Annotated in this window: 8 protein-coding genes; 2 read left to right on the plus strand and 6 right to left on the minus strand. The window is 66.5% G+C overall.

The features are described from left to right. Positions 1–7 precede the first annotated feature (7 nt). From brxD to J7E89_RS10750, 6 genes are all read right to left on the minus strand, one after another. On the minus strand, positions 8–1,336 hold the full coding sequence (gene brxD, locus J7E89_RS10725; RefSeq protein WP_214971874.1) for a BREX system ATP-binding protein BrxD: 1,329 nt from the start codon (positions 1,334–1,336) through the stop codon (positions 8–10). After that, positions 1,333–4,260 carry a BREX-2 system phosphatase PglZ gene (pglZ, locus tag J7E89_RS10730; protein WP_214971882.1) on the minus strand — a complete coding sequence of 976 codons (2,928 nt, stop codon included), beginning with the start codon at positions 4,258–4,260 and terminating at the stop codon, positions 1,333–1,335. The genes brxD and pglZ overlap by 4 nt, the downstream gene beginning before the upstream one ends. Continuing rightward, positions 4,257–8,186 carry a DUF6079 family protein gene (locus J7E89_RS10735; protein ID WP_214971885.1) on the minus strand — a complete coding sequence of 1,310 codons (3,930 nt, stop codon included), beginning with the start codon at positions 8,184–8,186 and terminating at the stop codon, positions 4,257–4,259. The genes pglZ and J7E89_RS10735 overlap by 4 nt, the downstream gene beginning before the upstream one ends. 184 nt (positions 8,187–8,370) lie before the next feature. Continuing rightward, on the minus strand, positions 8,371–11,967 hold the full coding sequence (gene pglX, locus J7E89_RS10740; protein WP_214971896.1) for a BREX-2 system adenine-specific DNA-methyltransferase PglX: 3,597 nt from the start codon (positions 11,965–11,967) through the stop codon (positions 8,371–8,373). Between the two features lie 123 nt (positions 11,968–12,090). After that, positions 12,091–12,297, minus strand: coding sequence for a DUF397 domain-containing protein (locus J7E89_RS10745; protein ID WP_214971898.1), 207 nt, complete (start codon positions 12,295–12,297; stop codon positions 12,091–12,093). Next, positions 12,294–13,124 carry a helix-turn-helix transcriptional regulator gene (locus J7E89_RS10750; RefSeq protein ID WP_214971900.1) on the minus strand — a complete coding sequence of 277 codons (831 nt, stop codon included), beginning with the start codon at positions 13,122–13,124 and terminating at the stop codon, positions 12,294–12,296. Before J7E89_RS10750 ends, J7E89_RS10745 begins: the two co-directional genes overlap by 4 nt. 121 nt (positions 13,125–13,245) lie before the next feature. Between J7E89_RS10750 and J7E89_RS10755 the strand changes: the two genes are divergently transcribed. Together J7E89_RS10755 and J7E89_RS10760 are read left to right on the plus strand one after the other, a co-directional pair. Further along, positions 13,246–13,488, plus strand: coding sequence for a hypothetical protein (locus tag J7E89_RS10755; RefSeq protein ID WP_214972019.1), 243 nt, complete (start codon positions 13,246–13,248; stop codon positions 13,486–13,488). Further along, a complete protein-coding gene (locus J7E89_RS10760) occupies positions 13,485–13,745 on the plus strand; it encodes a hypothetical protein (protein WP_214972022.1) in 261 nt (86 codons plus the stop codon). The genes J7E89_RS10755 and J7E89_RS10760 overlap by 4 nt, the downstream gene beginning before the upstream one ends. The last annotated feature ends 28 nt before the right edge of the window (positions 13,746–13,773 follow it).

Here is a 13,773-nt window from a genome sequence, read left to right on the forward strand (position 1 = left end):
GGCGGTGTCACAGGTCGAGGGCGATGTCGTCCGCCGACTCGGGAGCCGGTGCCGCCGCGTTCCGCTCCACCGCATTCAGCTCCGACGGCGAAACGGTCAGTGCGTAGTGCTCGCGGGGATCAAAGTCATCGAACTGGTCCACCCGGTCCAGCACATCGCTCACCAGCTTCTTCAGGAACAAACGTGGCGCGACTCCCACCTTGCCGCCGAGCCGGCCGGCCACCGCTCGGGCGAGATCGCCCACATAGCCGTTGTCCACGACCGTATGGAGGCGCTGTGCGTCGCCGGCCCCGGAGGCGTAGATGTCCCGCACGCGGGTGCCGAGTTCGGTGAGGGCATCCACCGTGAATCCAGGAAGCCGCACCTGCACGGCGCGCGGGTTGTCGAACCGGGCATCGGTGGAGAAGTCGGTGGCGAGGCGCTGCGCCAAGGGGGCCAGCCGCTGGACTCCTTGAGCGCCGTCGTAGAAGGCGGGCGTACCGGTGATCACCAAGTAGAGCCCGGGGAAGCGCCCCGAGTGGACTTCGTCGATCAACTGCCGCAATGAGTTGAGCGCTTTGTCCCGGGCGTCCGAGCGGACCCGCTGCAGCGTCTCCACCTCGTCCAGTACGAGCAGCAGCCCCGGGTGGCCCGAGTCCCTGAGCACGGTGAGCAAGCCCTGCAAGAAACCCAGCGCGCCGAAATGATCGAGGTCGCCGCGGACCCCGGCGGTGCGCCTGGCCGTCGCCGCCACATGAGGCTGTCCGCCCAGCCACGCGACGAGGGAATCGGCTGTCGCGGTGTCCGACGATTCCTGCGCCCGGTGATAGCCGCGCAGCGCGGCCGCGAACATCGGGGCTGTACGGGACACTTCGGTGAGCCTGCTCGCCATGAACTCCCCAACGGCAGAGGGGATTTCTCCGTCCGCCGCACCGGCGGCCAGAGCGTCCTCCTCCAGCGCGTAGAACCAGGCATCGATCACTGGGCGGAAAGCACTGGGCGGAAAGCTGGATGTGGCGAGCCGTTCGGTCAGCCGCCGGTACACCGTTTCCAGCTTGTGCAACGGGGTCTCGTTCTCGGACACCTGCACTTCGGCCACGGCGAAGTTCCGCTGCTTGGCACGCTCACCGATCCAGCGGGTGAAGAAGGTCTTCCCGGACCCGTACTCGCCCCGTACAGCCTTGAAGACCGAGGCCCCCGCCGCCACCGCGTCGAGTTCGGCATCGACGGCCGCCTCGAAACGCCCGAGCCCGACGGCGAGCGGACCGAGCCCGGACTCGGGGACCGCGCCGCGCCGCAGAGCATCGATCAGCTGGCTGCGGCGGGCGGGGCTGAGGCTGCTCAGGTCCGTCGTCACTTCGGTGTTCCCGGGGTGTCACGCAGGCCGAACTGCTGCCGGAGCTGTTCCAGGTCAAGCCTCAGCGAGCGCCCGCTGTCCACCAGCGTCAGCACCTCCACCTGGTCGTAGTTGAGCACCCGCTGAAGGGTGGCCGCGAAGCCGGCGGCACGGGCCGGACGCTTCCCGGCCTCCTCGGCCACGGCCGAGACAGGCAAAATCCCGTGCGCCTCGACCAGGGCACGGACCGCGGCGCCGATACTGGCGAAATCCTCCTTGCGCGGCAATGCGTTGAGCTGCGCCTGAAGGATGTCGGAGGACCGGAGAGACTCGATCAGCTGATCCGTACGAGACGCAACGGAACTTTCGGAGGCGGGCGACGGCGGGGACTCGACAGCCGTTACGGGGACCAGGGCGCCCTGCCCCGAAGCGATTTCGGCGGCTTCGAGCTGCTCGGCCTGACGGCGCAGAACCGCTGCGGACGCACGGCGTTTTGCGGGCGTTGCCTTGACGGACGGTCGCCGCTCAGCGAGGGCCGTGACATAGCCGTCCGCTTCGAGCGACCACCACTGGGGCCGCTGGGGGCCCAGCTCACGCCAGCCCTTCGGCGCGGTGGCACCCCGGGGGACGAACGCGAGCACAGGGATGGCCACCTCTGCCAGAGCCGCGCCACCGTGATAACCGGCCTGCCGGTTTCCGTAGCGCGCCGTGCTGTCCCACAGCGCCACGATCCGCTGCCCAGGGGCGACGACCCGACGCCCGGCGAGAGCGACCTCGCCCGCCTTAGTCGGGGTGGAGCCCGTACGGTGCCGGGCCGACAGTGCGTCCGGCGCGGCCACCTTGGCCGACTCGCGGTCGATGATGTGCCCGTGGTCGGAAGTGATCACCACGGCACGCCCGTTGATACGCGCCGAAGCCAGCAGCTCCGCCACGCCGAGCAGCTCGTCGAGCTGCCAGTTCGACACGGGCCGGTCTTCCCGCAGCCGGTCGTCGATGGTGTTCACCACCACCGCGACATGGGTGCCGGGGTCGGCGAGGGCCTCGGTGAGCTCCGTGCCCAGCGGCGTCCCGGCCTCGCCCCGCAGCCCGGCCTTGTGGAACAGCCGGACCGCGGCGCCGTTCCAGAACTGGTGGCCGACAAAACGGCTGCGCTCCTCGCCCTGACCCAGCTCCACGAGTTCGCCGGCGAACAGCGACCCGCGGGAAACCGTGGTGAGGCTGGGCAGCGCGGACGTCATGGCGCGGCGGTGCGGCGGCCCGGGGACATCGATGACGGGGTCGTGCTCCACCCAGGCACGGGCCCGCAGCTGCTCGGCGAGATCGGCCGCTATGGCCGCGCTCGCTCCGTCGAGCAGCAGAAACAGCAGCGGATGGGCCCCGTTCCTGGACGCCTTGACCACGGGCGCGAGCACCCTGCGGGCAAACGACTCGACCACCAGGGCTTCGGCGGGCTCGGAGTCGGACGCGACCTCATCGGCCAGACGCGCCGCGAAGGCCTCGTCGACGGCGTGCCGTCGCGCATGCACCGCGGCGTGCAACGCGGAGTAAGCGCTGGAGAGTTCGGGGTGGGCGCTGTCGCCGTCATGAATGTGGCCGGTTGCGAGATCGACCCATCCGTACTCGCCGATATGCAGGTTGACAGCCTGCGCCGCCGTGGCGAAACAGGCTTCCTCTCCCTGGGCCAGCCACTGGACAAGGCGCTGCGCCATCCTGATGCGGACGACGGAATCGCGAGAGCTTCCCCACCCTGTCAGCACATGGTCGTCGAGTCGCCGCACCGCATCGGCCAGCGCGTGGATGCGCGGCTCGGAAGGCGGTTTCGAGGCATCGGCGGGAACACACCGCGTCAGTGCCTGGGCGACAGCCCCGAAGCGCGCCTGAAGCCCCGACGGCAGCAAGGTGCTGGAGCCGGCCGCTTCCTCGGCGCCGAACTGCCGGATCAGCGTTTCGGCCCGGTCCAGTACGGCATACGGGTCGGCTCCGTCAGGGGAGTCCACAGCCGCAGTCCTGCTGAGGAGGAGGGCTCGTACGTAACTCTGCGTCTGCGTGCCGAATACGGCGAAGGCGCTGTCGTCGAGCCAGGTGGCGTTGAACACCTGCTCGGCACGGCCCCGTGCACGGTCCGCGGAGGACGGAGCGTCCGGCCCCCACAGCGCGGAACACACCAGTCCCATCGGTGCGGTGTCGGTGCCCCGACCGGCGTCGAACAGCGCGAACAGCGCGGACAGTGCTCCCGCCGATTCCCCGGCACGATCCGGATCGGTGAGCCACTTGGTCAGCCCTCGGCGCTCCTGGCCGCCCAGCACGGCCAGGCGCTCCGAAGCCCCGGGCGCGAGCGACCACGCAAGGAACGCGTGCAGGTCGAGAGAGTCGACGTTCAGACGGTGCGCCGAGGTCGACAGCCTGGTCACCGCCAGACGGGCCAGGGCCGTGTCACGGGAGAGCATGGCGCCCGGCACCTTGGGCCAGTCGCCCTGGCCCGCGGCATCGATGAGCGCCTCTGCCGCCCACCCCTCGGCGGTCAGCCGGGGATCGATCTCCCGGGCGCCGAAGAGCTGCCGGACGACGGACCACGGCTCTATGGGGTAGACGCGGTTCTGGTACACGCGGGCGAGCAGCCCCGACCCCAGCTCCGCCTCCTCGGCGTCCGTCAGCACGACCAGCAGCTCGTCGGACCCGGCCTGCGACTCCCGGTGACCTGTCACCGCTTCCAGTACCGCGAGCGGCGAGACGGCAGTCGCGATACGGACCGTGCGCCCCCGGTCGAGCGGCAGCCGCTCGGGCCCCTCCCAGACCGGTTCGGCACGGATGAGCATCACGCGGGGCTTTCCGGCGGAGAACGTACGGCGCTGGACGAGCTGCACAATCGCGGCGGGGTGCGCCGGGCGGGCCCGCCCCCGGGGGGAGCGGGCCTCGTGAGGTGCGGCGGTGCTGGACGTGGTCACGGCTGCTCAACCGTCTGCCAGATCACCCGGATACGGGCCCCGGGAGTGTCCTTCGCGATCGCGGCCAGCTCTTCCCTCAGCTGCTCGGCCGCCCCGGCGGCCCCCGTCTCGAACCGGCCACCGTGAACCGTCTCGGAGTCCTCGCCCGCAGCGCCCCGCGGGCCGCCCTCGTCGTCGCCCATCGGGAAACGCAGCGGTCCCGGCAGGGGGGCAAGGTCCGTAGGTACAGTCGTGCCGCTTCCTGTACCGGTCCCGCCCCCCTGACGGGTCTCCGGCTGCGCGGCGTTGGACTGGCCGATGAGGTCGGTGATCTCCTTACGGGTTCTCGCCAGCGCAGGCGGCAGAGAGACGCTGTTCTCATCGGCGCGGGCGGCGCCGTGCAGCGAATCGAAGATGGTACGGGCCTGTGTCGCGTACGGCTCGCGCAGCGTGCCGGCCATGGCGAAGACATCCCAGGTGGCCAGCTTCAGAGCCTCGGTGACCTTCCTGGCCGTGGTGATCGACGTGGCCATCCGCGCCTGGTCGGCGACCGGCCCCACTTCGGCAGAGGCGAGCGCGCGGACGACGGCGAGCGGCCCCTCGGCCTGGACGAGATCGCGGAGCAGATCATGCGCCCGGCGCGCGGTGCCGAGCCTGCCCTCGTCGTTGCCCAGGTCGATACCAAGCGCGTCGGCGCGCAGCTCCAGCGCCGTCCTCAGCTCGTACGAGTTCTCCATTCCGGCCTTCGCCTTGGCCTGCACCCGCCGGGCGAACTCCGCGATCAGCCGGGCCCGGCGCAGCCGCGTCGTCACTGGGACGACGAGAATGTTCTCGGCCCGGTCGAGTGCCTCGTTCCAGGTCTCCTCGTCCGGCCGCTCCTGGGCGCGCAGCAGATAGCCGGGCTTGAGCGCAGTCGGGTCCGCGACCTCGACCGTCCCACCACCGTGCGGAGTCCACACCCGGTCGGTGCGCTCGGCGTACGCGCAGAGCACCAGGTTGGCCAGGGGAGCGTCGAGACCGTACGGAGACGGCTCGTCGATCCAGCTCAGCAGCGCGGGTACGGGAATGTCCTTGTCGGCGTACTTCTGGGCGGCCTTCACATTGAAGTGCTCGATCCAGTGGCGGCCCAGCTCGAAGCGGGCCTCATGCATGACGCCGAGCTTGAGCCCCTTCTGGCCCGCGATCCGGCCCATCATCTCCCGGTGCCTCGGCTCGATGTCGACGATGTCCTCGCCGGCGTCGGCGGCCCTGCGGAGATATTCGAAGACCGTCTTCACATCGCCGGTCTTCACCGACAGCCGCTCACGCTTCGGGTCGAAGTCGGGGTGCGCCGGGAACTGGTGGGCGAGCGCCCGGTCCGCGATCAACCGCACGGCGTCGTGCAGCGACTGGTTGTACTGGAGCACGATCTGCGGCATGTCGGGCAGCGGCATCACATGGTCGTCGTAGGCGCTGACCTGCGACGGCTCCTTGGGGGCAAGACCGTACGCCTGCTTCAGCGCGTCCTTGACGGTCTTGGTCAGTTGGCGGTGCTGGTTCTCCAGGGTGCCCTTGGCGCGTTCGCGGTCGTTCGGGCTCAGATGGGCCGCGAAGCTGTCGAAGCGCTGGCCGTTCAGGACGTAGTCGATGATGACGAGCCGCTGGAACTTGGCGTACAGGTCGTGGGTGAAGTGCCCGGGGATCCAGCACACGGTGCGCGCCGGGTTGTCCGAGGCCGCCCTGAGGCGCACAACCCGGTCGCGGTCCTCGGCGGTCCCGTACAGGTCGTCGAACGGCATGTCGATGACGAGTCGCCAGTTGCCTTCCTGGCGGGGCGAGAACTGGTCGTCCGAGAGGGAGTTGGGGTCGGCGATGTTCCCGAAGGCGACTTCGAGGGAGCGCCTGGAGCCCCGCCATACCAGATTCAGCTGGTCGTCCATCTGACCCTGGCTGATGTTCAGCTCCTCCCACAGCAGGCGCTTGAGGAGCGTGCGGCGGTTGGGGCCGTTGTTGTTGCTGGCTGCACGGGTGACGATCGACTCGTAGTCGACGTCGACCAATTCGAGGGAGATACCGGCGTCGGGACCGTCGATGTACTCGATCTCGGCGATGGCGTCGGCCCACTCCTTGGCCTTCTTGGAGACGGCCTTGGCCTCGAAACCGGGCACCGGCGCGGTGATCACACCATGGTTGAGCGCGGTGAGCCGCTTGATGGTGAGGTTCTGGAAGGCCGGCACGCTCGGCGCCAGAGCGGAGAGCAGCAGGGTGCCCATCAGACGGTTGTCCGCGATGAACGACTGGACGTTCTTGGCAAGCTGCCCCTCGACGCTCTCGGGGTGCTTGAGGTACGCCTCGACGTCGTCGTCGGTGATCTCGTACGTGGTGAGCAGGTGCGGCCGCAGCTTGTTGCGGTACAGCTTCAGGGCGGTCTGGAACTGCGCCCGCAGCTGCTGGGTGAACGGGTCGCCGCCGCCGCGATTGAGTACTTCGAAGAGATCGCCGAGCGGCACCAGCTGGCCGAGCGGCAGCGTCTCCCGGTTGTCGGAGAGCATCTGCCCCATGAGCCGTAGACCGCTGCGGGAGCGGGACAGCGCCTCGGCGACCCGTACCAGAGTGTCCATGAATGCAGGGGAGAAGGGGAACGCCTTACGGAAGGCGGCCTCGTTGGCGTCCGTGATGTCGGTGGACGTGCCGAGGAGGGCGTTCCAGACCTCGGGCCGCACGCGCTTGATATTGGCGAAGGCCTGGTCGATCCGGGCCTTCGCGTCGGGCACGTCCGCGCGCGGGTGCAGCAGCCGCTTGTGGGCGATCTCCGGCAGATCGCTGTCCGGCAGCGAGATGATCCGGAACCGGTCGTTGGCAAGGGACAAGGTGTCCTGGATGGTGACCTCGGACGCACCGGCGACCGCCTCTTCACCGACCAGGTGGCGCAGATCGCGCTGGCGGGCGATGAAGGAGATCACGGGAATGGGGCGACGGACGTCGCTGCCCTCGACGAAGTTGGTGATCTTGGCGGCTTCCTGGGCGACGAATTCCTCGTCGCCGACGATCCGGCTCGCCAGCCACAGGATGAGCTCGTCGAGAAAGAGCACCAAGCCGTCGTAGCCGAGAGACTTGGCATGCCCGGCGATGACGGAGAGGCCGCGGTCGAGCGAGATGAAGGCCTGACGGTCCTCGGTCGCGTTGGTGAAGAACCCCTTGAACCAGGAGCTGAGCGCATCGGAAACGAGCTTGGCCCGCAGCCCACCGGGGGTGGTGGGGTGGTGAATCCAGTTCTCGTCGGTGTCGTTGAGGATCTTCACGTCGACCTGCGCGGCGGCCAGCGCACTGTCCAGCTTGGCGGAGTCCCAGAAGGCGCCGTCGTCGCCCCACTCGTCCTCCGTGCCGGCCGGGCTGCTCGGAAGCCCGGCGATGAAGGCCTCGTCGGTCATCCGGGCCCGGTGCTCCCGGATGTTCTCGAAGAGCGCGTCCGTGCGGTAGACCTGCGGAATCGACGCGTCGGGATGGCGGCGCCTGATGTGCTCCACATAGCCACCGAGGACCCGCTGCTCGATCGATTTGGCATCCAGCATGTGGTACGGCAGGAGCAGGAGATTCTTCTCATGCATCCAACTGTGATCACGCACCAGCGGCGCGAACTCGTCGATGCCGCGTGCGATGCGGGCACCCTCGGGGAGCACACCGAGGAGGGCGCTGAGCACCATCATGAAGTGGGACTTACCCGAACCGAAGGAGCCGTGCAGGTACGCAGCCTTGGAGCTGCCGCTCGACAGCGCGGACCGAACGAGGGTGAGCGCTTCGTTGAAGTGCTCGACCAGGGGGTCCGTGATGACGTACTCGGCGAGATGCTTGGCGAGGGTCTCCTCGTTCTCCAGTGCCTCGACAAGTTTGAGTACGTACTCGTTCTGATCGAGCTCTTCCGGGATGTCGATGACCTCACGCAGCAGGGGCTGTGTGGGGTTTGCCATCGCGTACTCCTCGTATGTCCGCTATGCGCGGTCTATGACCGCAGAATCCGCTCGCTACCTGCCCAAACGCCCCCAGCGTAACGCGCTGGGGGCGGGGCGGGTCGGGGGTTTACGGAGGTAGCGGGCGGGGAGCGCGCCGCACCCCCGCCCCGACCGTCAGTCGCTCGCTGCCTCCGCGGCCGCGTTACTTCTTCTTGGGCTTGCGCGGGCGCCAGTCGCGCAGGGCCTCGTCGGTCAGCTCGCGGTCCCGCTGATAGTCGGCGACGACCTCTTCGTAGAAATCGGCCTGGTCGGGGTGCCACTGGCGCACCCAGGGGAGCAGCTCAAGCAGTCCCGCCAGGTAGGGCGTCAACCCGGCCTCCTCCCAGCTCGCTGCCGCGAGGCGGGCCTCGATGGCGAGGACGAGCGCGAGTGCCTGCTCCTGGTGGTCCCAGCCGCCCCAGCCGAGGAACTCGGTCGGGTTGGAGAGCGTGCGGCTGTAGGAGATGAACCGCTCCTTGGGCACATCGAGCCCGCCGCGCTGGGCGGCGTACGAAGGCTTGACGAAGTCGCCGGTCACGTACTTGGGCGGTACGGGGATGCTGTCCCGGATCTTGAGGGACTCCTCCAGATCCCCGGCGGCCGCCGCGGCGTCCTCGGCGCGCTGCTGTTCCCAGACCTGCTCCCACACGGCGCGCTTCTTCTTGATGGCGCTCTCCTTGTAGCGGAGGGCGGCCAGGAACGGCACGTGCTGATTGGAGACCAGCTCGGGGATGACTTCGGTGAGGTCCTTGCCGTCGGCGTAGAGCGCGGCGACGTCGACGAAGTCCGCGTCGGCGTTCAGTACGTCGACGAGTTCGGCGATGGTACGGGTGCGGGGCCGCTCGACGCCGTCGTCACCCATTTCGTACCAGAGCTCACGCCGCTCCATCCGGGCCAGCAGCCATTCGCGCAGGGCGGTGTGCTGCTGAGCTTCCCAGCCGTCGGTCAGCCAGCGCCGCTTGTACTCGGGGCGCTCGACGAGCCCGATCACGGCGGAGTTCCGAATCGCTTCGAGACGCCGCTCGACGGTGAGCTTGTACTCCTCCGGCCAGTCGGCCGGGATGGAGCTGATCATGGTCGAGTTGTGCCGCCGGAACCACTCGGTCTTCGCCTCGCCGGCATCGGCCTTGCGCCCGAGATCGATCTCGAATGCGCGCTGCCCGAGTTCCAGCCCGGAGGTGGGGAGTGAGTCGACGGGCGCGGTGAGGTCCTGGTGCAGCCCGTAGATCCCGTACACCTCCCAGTCCAGCTCCTCCTGCACAGCGATCATCCGGCCCCGGATCCGGAGCCACTCGTCCCGGGCGAAGTCGAGGGCTTCGGCGGTCGGGGGCTTTTCGGGGTCAGAGGCGATGGCGGTGGGACTGGTGGCGGAGAGCTGCTGGGCGAGGGCGTCCAGTTCGGTGGCGCGGGTGAGGGGGTAGCGGGCGGGGAGGGGGAATTCTTGGACGTTGGTTCCGTTGAACTGATAACGAACGGTCCATTTTTCGGATTCTAGGCCACGCTTGACGCCGTTACTCGGTTTGTCTTGACACATTTGCTTGAGCCAGAACCCTGCAGTCGAAGAATTCAATACACCGAGGAGCTCCAGGTGCTCCGATTTAGTGGCCCCCTCGGGGAGTTTGATTACAGGTGCGGAATCTTTGTATACTTCGTCACCCTGGAGCAGCGTAAAGTGATTGTGGCTTGAAATAATTGCGTAGCTGATAGCTAGAGGGGTCTTGTACCTATCGGCGACCCACCTGTACCAGGTCCACCATGGAGTGCCAGTGTCGCCCTGGGTTTGGCCATTGAATCCAGTGGTGCTTCTCAGAACCTGACGAGATGGCCACAGGAATCTCCCCCATTTTGACGATTCATCATACGGGAGAGGCTTGGTCTTCTCGGAGTAGGGAGTGACTGCGGCCTGATCGGTCGAGTACCCCCAGTCGCGCAAAGCGTCTCCTGTGACCAAGGGGGGGGATGTATTCCATGGAATCCCGAGTCGATTGAATGCGTGACGCGCCCCCATGAAAGCGTCATCTTGACCAGGGAAGCTAGCGAACCCGATATCCCGTTGGAGGGAATTTCGAACAGTTGATCTCGATTTCTCTCCGATTAGCTCAACTGTTTCCAGGCCGCCATCCATGAGAATCCATGGGTGCTTGCCGAAGTACCGTTTCCGGTTGAGGTTTTCTGCGGAGACCCAGACGCCCGAACTTTTACCAGGAGAGTCAATCTGATGAACAATATCGCGCCACACAAGACCTTGCGCTGCGTCTTCCGGGATTTGAGGCTCGCCTTGAACGCTTCGTACGGTGCGGATTGTTTGCGCGCCGAGATGGGCCTTTCGGCGTCGCCCGATCATGATCACAGTTGGCGTGCCGTGACCGGGGATGAACGCACCGGAAGCATCGATCACCTCCGTCAGGTCAACCTCTGTCGCGAGGTAGTGCTGGATTAGCTTTTCGCCAAACTCTCGCTTCATGAAGCCGTTTCCAGTGATTTGCCCAACGTACCCTCCTCCCTTTCCATTAGCATCGGCTGGCTTTACCAGGTGAAAAAATCGCTCGGTGAATGGAACCGTGAGCTGATATTTTTGATAGCAGGTCTTGTATAGCTGCTTGTAGCGATCTTTGGGTGAATCTTTTCCGGGGACAATGTACGGCGGGTTTCCTACGACGACATGATAGGACCCCTGTTCAAGGATCCCTGGGTAGTCGTCGAGGTCTTCGGTTGAGTAGAGGTGGTTGACCAAAATGCCAGAGGCTGCCTCCTTGAATCCACTGATCTCTTCATCGGGGTTAAAGATCAGTGAATCCCCCGTGGCGAGGTTTAGTGGCCAATCGTGATTCGCCGCGTCCCGCAGCCTGCTGACCCCTGATGCTTTTAGTGCTGCGACGAAGAGGCGGAATCTCGCAATGGCCACTGCGAACGGATTGATATCAACTCCGTGCACGGCTGAGAGGGCGCTTGATACGCGCTCATGGATGTCGACGCTTGGAGCTTTCTCTTCCCACTCTCTGAGGATTTGATAGAAAGCCCCAAGTACAAAGTGTCCTGATCCGCAAGTCGGGTCTATCACCTTAACGGAGTCGTAACCGAACTCGTTGATTGCATGTTTTAGAGTGCGGCCGAGGATGAATTTTTCGACGAACTCCGGGGTTTGGAGTAGCGCATACTTCTCTCGTGCAGCTGATGACAGGTGCTCGTATAGATCGCCGAGGAATCGAGTATCCCATTCGGGGTCGCGAAAACTATGGGCTTGTACGGTGGAGGTACCCTGCTCCTCGCGTTTGCGCCAGAAGTCAATCAAAGCCTTCGCGGCATCATGAGAAATGTCGATCTGGTAGAGCGGGTTGTGCTGTGGATCGAACAGAAGCCTGCCCGCTTGACCAGATCCAATGTCGTTGAAGGCTTCCAGGAGCCAGTCGCGGTGGGTCCTGGCGGCGTCCTCTGTCATGAACTGCTCATGGAGTTCTTCTGCGTGTGCCTGGCGGGCGGGTGATGGCCCAGCAAGGTAGGGGGTTGTGAGCAGTCCGTTGTCCTCGCAGAAGCGTACGAACACTGTGGCCAGGACCCACGCCACAGCCGACTGCGTGATGCGCTCGCCCATCCACTGGGTTGCAGAGGCAGTCGTTCGCTTCGCAAGGAATGCAGCCTTGTGCTCCTCTCGCAAGCGCTGCTCGAGCTCCGGGAGTGCGCCGAGCTGCGCTTGGAGATCGGCTTCGACCTGGGCGACCTGCGTCTGCAGGTCGGTACGCAGGCGCGTGCGGTTGATCACTGAGCCACCAACATCCTGGTTGTTTGGTCATTGGAGTGCGCCCGATAGCGCGAGATGTCCATTTCACCATGACGAAGCCCCGTCTCTCGGGTGAGCGACGGGGCTGGGCGGATGGGCGTGAGGTCAGAGCGCTCCGGCTTTGACTGCTGTGAGGAAGGACACCCAGCCCTCCGTCGGAAAGACGAGAGCGGGACCTGTGGGGCGCTTGCTGTCACGCACGGGCAGGATGCCGGGGAATCCTTCCGCGACCTCGACGCAGTTGCCCCCATCCGAATTTGTGTAGGAAGACTTGCGCCAGACGGCTGTGCTCAGATCGTGTGCGGTGGTCATGGGGTTGAGTGTTCCTCCGCCGCCGATTCGATCAAGGCGAGGGATGCTGCCGGCGACAACGCAGCGGCCCTGGCCAGATCGTATGACGCCTGGTGGCGTTCAACCAGTGCTGGTTCGTCGACGAGTTGGCCGGTGTACGGCCCCTCGACGTAGGCAACGGGTGGGGCATCGGTGAATGTCATCAGCGAGACCATCCCCATCATGAAGATGTGCGGTCCGGCGGAGTTCGGCAGCACCTGGATGACAACGCGGCGCGTGCGAGCAACCTGCGCGAGGTGCTCCAGCTGCTTGCGCATCACGTCGGGGCCGCCGACCTGCATGTGCAGCGCGGCCTCGTGAATGATCTCCCACAACTGGGGTGTCGCAGGGTCGTTAAGCAGCTGGGCGCGCTCCATACGAGCGCCGACCCGTTCCTCGATCTCCGCATCGGACAAATATGGTTCTGTGGCCTGCATTTGCGCCCGAGCGTACGCCTCAGTCTGGAGTAGCCCCGGCACCAGCATCGAGGAGTACTCGCTGATCGTCTTCGCCAGTTTCTCCAGCTCCGCCGCATCCGCGAAGTACTCCGCATGCTTCGACTTCCGCGCCAGCGTGCACAGCCGCTGAAGGTGCTCGCCCGACCCCAGCACCCCATCCAGTTGCTTCGACAGATCAGGCTGCGGCCGTCTCGTCGCCGACTCGAACTGCCCGATGTACGTCCCCGAGCAGAAGACGCGCTCGCCGAGCTGCTCCTGCGACCAGGTCGCTTCCTCCCGCAGGCGGCGCAGTTCCGCGCCGTAGAACGTCCTCGGTGAGGCGTACGGGTCCAGGTGTTTGGGCTGGGTCATGGCCAAGGCCCCTTCGGCGCAAAGGTGTTGCTGGGTGGATCTCCCTGTTCAGCGTAGCTCCGTACGGTCACGCTTCAACTGCGAACAGTGACATTCCCTCCGAAAGGAAGGCGCTGCCCCCATGAGCGCATCCCAGGAACATGGCCAGGACCAGACCCCCGACCCCCTCACCGCCACCACCGAAGCCGTACAGGACCTGAAACAGGCTCTCGCCGGCCTCGGTATCACCCTGCCCTCCCTCGGTATCGACCTCGCCTCCTGCGCGGTCACCACGCTCACGCCGCGCCCCCTCGTCGAGCTGGGCCGCTGCAACCTGGCCACGGCCCGGCGGCTCACGGCCGCGCTCCGGAAGGCGGCGCCGTGAACGACGTACCGCCGCACCCAAACCCAAACCCGCAACCGCATCCGCGCCTCACCCCCGGCACCGTCGTCCGCGACGAGCTGCGGGACCGTATCGGCGAAGTGATGGGGGCCGAGGGACCGTACCTCCACCTGCGCCCCCTCGGCGGGGGCCGCGAATGGGACGCCGAGCCCGGCCGGGTGCGGCCCGCGACGGCCGCCGAGCGGCTCAGTGCCGCGGTGGCCGCCGCCAACGCGGTCAGCCGGGGCGAGCGGGCGTAGCCGATCGCACCCGACCGGAACCGCGCAG

It is taken from the genome of Streptomyces sp. ISL-100 (assembly GCF_018614615.1).
GTDB lineage: Bacteria > Actinomycetota > Actinomycetes > Streptomycetales > Streptomycetaceae > Streptomyces.